Origin of the sequence: Rahnella perminowiae (genome assembly GCF_019049755.1) — a bacterium.
GTDB classification, from domain to species: Bacteria; Pseudomonadota; Gammaproteobacteria; order Enterobacterales; family Enterobacteriaceae; genus Rahnella; species Rahnella perminowiae.
The window spans coordinates 1-4,245 of the sequence record NZ_JAFMOS010000311.1 but is presented as its reverse complement, the minus strand read 5'-3'; the positions used below and the strand labels follow the sequence as shown (position 1 = coordinate 4,245).

The 4,245-nt window shown below is 46.1% G+C and carries 7 protein-coding genes and 1 pseudogene; 7 read left to right on the top strand and 1 reads right to left on the bottom strand.

Annotation, left to right across the window (positions count from 1 at the left end):
• Positions 1-85: 85 nt before the first annotated feature.
• On the top strand, positions 86-1,138 hold the full coding sequence (locus J1785_RS02985; RefSeq protein ID WP_238483044.1) for a DUF8093 domain-containing protein: 1,053 nt from the start codon (positions 86-88) through the stop codon (positions 1,136-1,138).
• A 72-nt stretch (positions 1,139-1,210) separates the two neighbouring features.
• Positions 1,211-1,408, top strand: coding sequence for a DUF4926 domain-containing protein (locus tag J1785_RS02980; protein WP_129953444.1), 198 nt, complete (start codon positions 1,211-1,213; stop codon positions 1,406-1,408).
• A 101-nt stretch (positions 1,409-1,509) separates the two neighbouring features.
• Here the strand turns inward: J1785_RS02980 and J1785_RS02975 are convergent.
• Positions 1,510-1,707: pseudogene (locus J1785_RS02975) on the bottom strand (hypothetical protein); the annotation flags it as partial.
• 105 nt (positions 1,708-1,812) lie between these two features.
• Here J1785_RS02975 and J1785_RS02970 point away from each other — a divergent pair.
• The 5 genes from J1785_RS02970 (at position 1,813) to J1785_RS02950 (ending at position 4,058) form a co-directional block, all read left to right on the top strand.
• The gene (locus J1785_RS02970; RefSeq protein WP_217218773.1) at positions 1,813-2,283 is read left to right on the top strand and encodes a LysR family transcriptional regulator; all 471 of its coding nucleotides are present in this window, start codon (positions 1,813-1,815) and stop codon (positions 2,281-2,283) included.
• Between the two features lie 28 nt (positions 2,284-2,311).
• The gene (locus J1785_RS02965; protein WP_217138751.1) at positions 2,312-2,854 is read left to right on the top strand and encodes a GNAT family N-acetyltransferase; all 543 of its coding nucleotides are present in this window, start codon (positions 2,312-2,314) and stop codon (positions 2,852-2,854) included.
• Positions 2,855-3,025: 171 nt separating this feature from the next.
• On the top strand, positions 3,026-3,265 hold the full coding sequence (gene ycgZ / locus J1785_RS02960) for a regulatory protein YcgZ (RefSeq protein WP_129953441.1): 240 nt from the start codon (positions 3,026-3,028) through the stop codon (positions 3,263-3,265).
• 183 nt (positions 3,266-3,448) lie between these two features.
• Positions 3,449-3,742, top strand: a complete 294-nt coding sequence (locus tag J1785_RS02955; RefSeq protein WP_129953440.1) for a hypothetical protein — start codon at positions 3,449-3,451, stop codon at positions 3,740-3,742.
• Positions 3,723-4,058: a biofilm/acid-resistance regulator YmgB/AriR gene (locus J1785_RS02950; RefSeq protein WP_370278323.1), complete on the top strand. Its 336-nt coding sequence runs from the start codon at positions 3,723-3,725 to the stop codon at positions 4,056-4,058. The genes J1785_RS02955 and J1785_RS02950 overlap by 20 nt, the downstream gene beginning before the upstream one ends.
• Positions 4,059-4,245 lie beyond the last annotated feature (187 nt).

Below are 4,245 nucleotides of genomic sequence, written 5' to 3'. Positions count from 1 at the left end.
ATAAATACAATAATTTTGGTTAAGTCAAAAAAGTAATATGATGAAAATCTGATCAGTCCAAACTGCAAGGATTAGCAGGTGCATCATGTTTACACTCTACGAAGGCCGTGAAATTGAATGGGAACTCCGCCCAGAAGACTTCGCCTATATCTGCTCACCCGAGCATGCTTTAGAACAATCTAAAACCCACTATGATCTGGATGAGCGAAATTACCGCAGCAAATTCAGCCCCTTTAGTGTTCCTGAGCGCCTTTACTCACGACAGCCCACATGGCGACGGGCACAGGCCGGGTATGTGGATCCCATTTACGACTCAATAAAGGAGCATCTTCAGTTGGGCTGGCTGATTGGTGTGGATACCACTGAGCAATGGAATTGGGTCGAAAACCCATTTTACGTTGATGAAAATGGTGACCTGATTTGTGACAGAGCCTACCTGTACCACGAAGGGTTTATTCGACAGACTATGGATGCTTATGAATTCGCCGTAGCTGAAAGACAAGGTGTAAAAGCCCTTCCAACTCAGAAATATGATTACGGGGGTTGGGGTTCAGCACCTGTTCAACATGCCCAGTCAACTAAGACAATCAATAGTAAAGCTGCCGGGCGGTTATTAGCTGCTGGCGGAGTTTACAATGGCAACATTGCAGATTATGCCAAAACTGCGCAACAGCTCGGCGGTGAAGCTCCGACAGGTTATGATCAGATGCTGAATGAGACAACCGCGGGTTCGGCGATTGCTATTGTCTCTGCGGCGGCGGGATTAGGTCTTGGTAGAATGGGTGCAATTAGCGAGATAAAGCAACTGGAAAATCTTGCGAAAACAAATTCAATTACTTCAGAAACGGGCTTTCTATCAAAATCAGGAACATTGTTGAACGCTGATAAAGCTGTAATTGATCCTAAAAAACTCATTTCATATGCGTTAAATCCAGACCATCCTGTTGGCGGTAACAAAGCTAAGGTTTTCGAGTCAGCTTTAGGCTATAACCAGACGAATGTTGACGACCTAATTACTAAAGTTCAGGCTGGTATTGTCTCCAACCCAGCAAAACTATTAGGCTCAGACAATTTTGGTCAACGTATGGCTGTAGAGATGCCAATTACAGGGATTAATGGGAATACAGCAATTGTATGAACAGGTTGGATGTACGATACCGGTTCCTCCGTTCCCAGAATGACTACTATCTTCGTTAAATAAAGGCCAGATATGGAATTTTCACTTTTTGATGTTGTTATATTAAATGTAGACCTGCCTGATGAGGGGCTAGTTAAAGGAATGACCGGGGCAATTATTGATGTTTATAGTTCGCCATCGATGGCTTATGAAGTTGAATTCTGCGATCAACAAGGCCGAACAATCGCTTCTGTGGCATTGGCTCCAGAACAGTTACAACATAAATCCTGATTCATCGGTTAAGACAATGCTACCAGAGTACACTGGTAGCCATTTTTTCTTTGGTTTTCTTAGCTCGTCAAAGGCACCACACGCAACGCTACTCAGTCAGTGCCAAAATGAGGGGCATAAACACCGATGATTTTCTGAATCTCTTCGTCGTACTCGTTTAACTCATCAATCACTTGGCGGGCGGTTCTTACCGTTTGCTCATCGCGTGGGACATTCGCCCCACCCTGCGCAGAAATATATGCGGCGAAATCACCACCATCGGCTGCTGCTCTGGCAACTTCGACAAGTTCGTCAAACTCGCACTGATGTTTAAAGTCGGGCAATGTAGCGGAGATTTTCTGAGGGATAAACGGACGTGCTGCAGTTACACTGTCAAAATTATTTTGACAGTGAGGAGACCCGGAATGCTGAATTTACAGCGGCTGGAGATTTTCGTTGCGGTGGTTAGTGCAGGCAGTTTTACCCGCGCAGCAACTTCGCTCGGGCTGACCAAAGCGGTGGTGAGTTTTAACGTTAAGCAACTGGAAATTGCTCATAGCCGGTTGCCGCTGCCAATGCGTTGGCCGGTGATAACCCCCGGCAGAGATAAGATACCGTTCAGGGTTTCTTCGCCCGCAGCCATTGTGGCCGACAGCGCGTCGGCGTTGTTAGCTTTTGCACTCGCAGGCGCAGGGGTCGCCCTGCTGCCGGACTGGCTGGTACAGCCGGAAATCGACGCACAGCGGTTATGCCATTTGCTGCCCGATCACCGTTTCCCACCGCAGGGCATTTTCGCACTCTATCCCAACACCCGTCATGTGCCGGAAAAAGTGCGGCGTTTTATTGATTTCCTCAAAAAACAGATGGCGGAGTCTCCTGCCCAGAGTAAGATTTAGTGCAGTTCACAGAAGGAAGACGCTCACTATGATCCTCGAAACAGCGCGGTTGCTACTCCGGCCAGTAGAGGCTGATGATATCGGTTCTTTTTTTGCTATTTACGGCGATCCGCAAACTAATTTATTTAATCCGCGCGGTCCGCTGAAAGACATGACGGCTGCGCAGGAAAAACTGAGCGGCTGGTTGCAGGAATGGTCGGATCATGGCTTCGGGCACTGGGCAATTGCACTGAACCATAAGCCTGACGAGATCATCGGTTTCGGCGGACTGGGTATCCGTGAAGGCTACGAAAATCATCGTGTGTTTCTCGGTTATCGCTTTGCGACAGCAGCCTGGGGAAAAGGGCTGGCGACGGAGTTTGCCACCGCCGTGCTCAACACCGGTTTTGAGAAACTGGGTATACCGCAGATTTCTGCTACCGTGCGTGAAAATCATCTGGCTTCACAGCATGTTCTGGAAAAAATCGGTATGCAAAAAACGGGTTTTGAGGGTGATCCGGTGCATGGCATCGGCAGTTACCTGTACCGGCAGACCAGCCAGTACGTGGTAAATGGCTCAACATTCGACTGAATAGAGGCCCACATGCCAAGGCTTCCCCGGCCTGAGATCGGAAAATTCTGAGTCTCTGACATTGCGGGCTTTTTTTTTCTTAAAATACCTGTACAACCTTTCACATCTTGTATAACTTTATAGTCACACAGGCAATCATTAATCACACATCTATTAACATAAGGGTTAATCATGCGTCAGAACAGGCACAATGGAACGTCCCCGGACACGTCTCATTCCCTCTATACGCAGGTCTTTTCTGATGAGGAAACCATGGGGCGTGTTGTGGTTGAAATCCTTGAGGCAGGGAAGAACCTCAATCGCAAAGCTTTATGTTCGAAACTTTTAAATCGCGTTGAAGCCGCTGGCAGCGAAGAAGAGGAAAAGCATTATATGAAGCTTATCCGTCTGGTACTTGAGCGAGATTCATGATTCATCCTGATTAAGATTACAGTGCAACGATTGGCTTCATAGCATTTCAGTTCGACATATTATGCGGGCTTGATTAATTCACAGCCTACCAAATTTTATGCCTGATGGCGTAAAGTACTAACTCTGAACCTGAAGCTAATCTGCCCAAGACCTTTGGCCGGCGTATATTCAGAGGCTGCTAATATGTATAGAAGTAACGAAGAAAGATTAACTGATAAGCTGATAGGTGAGGCTGTAATTTCCTTGCTTAAATCTAAGAGCCCAATATCGACTGACAGACTTATTGCACAATTACAGTTTATGGCTGTGAGTGCTGACAACATCAATCGAAAAAGCGCCTGTGAGCGAATTATTAATGAGATCCGCCATGATCTGGCTGATAAACGTGGGCGAATCACTTACGAAGTACGGGATGTCGACAATGTGCGACACTTTTTCAATGCTGAAGGACCGTCCGATGACAAGAAAAGACATTGATTCATCAAAGAGCTATACGCTAAATCACAGCGACCCGATGAAATCAAACCAATCCCAGCCGATGACAGACTCTGGTTTTAATTCAGAAGCTTATAACTATTTTAACAAAGCGGGCGAACTTTTTTTGAGTGAAACCGAAGTTTTGGGTGCCGCTATTCGTGTCATTCTGGCTGAAAAAGGCAAAGTGACAAATAAAGCCATTATATTGCACCTGATCACCCAACTTGAATGCACTTCCGATGTTGTACAATTGGATATTTTGCGTAGTGCACTGGAAATAGTTGTGGGTATGACGCCTGATGACATCAGCGTCTGAACCCGGCTACTGATATTTAATCGTTTCACGTTCAATTTTAAAACTGAGCGTGCTTTCTCTCATAAACAGCAGGTGCGGAGGGTATCAAAATGCAAGATGTGTCTTATACTCATGTCAAATTGGCTGATTACATTCTGGCAGAGGATCCGGAACTTCTGGTCGGAAATGAAACTGTCATCCGTATTTA